Consider the following 930-nt stretch of genomic DNA (forward strand, 5'->3'; position numbering starts at 1 on the left):
TCGACCACACTCCGCTCTCAGCCATCAGCCGCCCATGAGCCGCATTCCGGCCATGAACAACCTCCTGAGAATCAACACCTAGCGATGCTGGGCAGTACTCACCACTGGCGCACCAGCTGCGTTCGACGGTCGAAGAACGCGCTTTCGGCCTGCAAGAAGGGCTGAAATGGCAGGGATCATGGTCGGTTGGGCAGGCGCGCCGGGCGAACAGCCGTCCTCGATCACCAGCTTTTCATGGGCTTGCCGGTCTGCGCAATGGCCAGCATGTCCACTGAAGGCTGTGCCAAAGAAAAAGCCCGCCGAGTACCGAGCGGGCTGCGTGTGAGATGCCGCGACCTGTGCAGCGTGAGCTTCCTTATGGATAGATCGCGTAGGGCTGCACTTGGATGTTGCCACTGCCGATGACGAACACGCCAGCGCGGTCGCCGATAGGTGCGGCGGTCAGCATGACGCTACCCAGGAGGGCCACGACACCTCCAGAGCTATTGATCGAATAAACACCGATGCTCGTTTGGACGGTGGCTGCATTGGTGGTGGCCGTGACGCGCAATACCGTGTTGGCTGGGTAGTAGCCGAGGTCATAGACATTGGCGGCAGCAGACTTGCCATCAGGACCGATGACCCATTGCTCGGACTGGATTCTGCCGTCGGGATGGAAGAGGCCAAGCAGTGACCCAGGAGTTCTGGTACAGAGGGATGAGTCTGGAGCGTTGGCAATCGGGCGCTTCACCCCATGGGGTTGGGGACCGTGTCTCCTTTATTTCCACCAGCAGCGGCACCGCCAATCACAACTTCCTGTGCACTGTCGTTGGCGCGGCGCCTGGCGGAACGGCGATGGACACATGTTGGATGACTGAATCGCCCCGGGTTTTCTAGACACCTCTGAGCCTCAAACCTGAGGCCCAATAGGAGGTGCCATGAGTAAGCAAA

Annotated in this window: 1 protein-coding gene; it reads right to left on the reverse strand. The window is 59.9% G+C overall.

Annotated elements, in window-relative coordinates; translation table 11 throughout:
• Window positions 1–355: 355 nt before the first annotated feature.
• Window positions 356–730 carry a hypothetical protein gene (locus AC1RCS_RS24910; RefSeq protein ID WP_492246553.1) on the reverse strand — a complete coding sequence of 125 codons (375 nt, stop codon included), beginning with the start codon at window positions 728–730 and terminating at the stop codon, window positions 356–358.
• Window positions 731–930 lie beyond the last annotated feature (200 nt).

Source organism: Acidovorax sp. GW823-FHT01C06, from assembly GCF_058798375.1.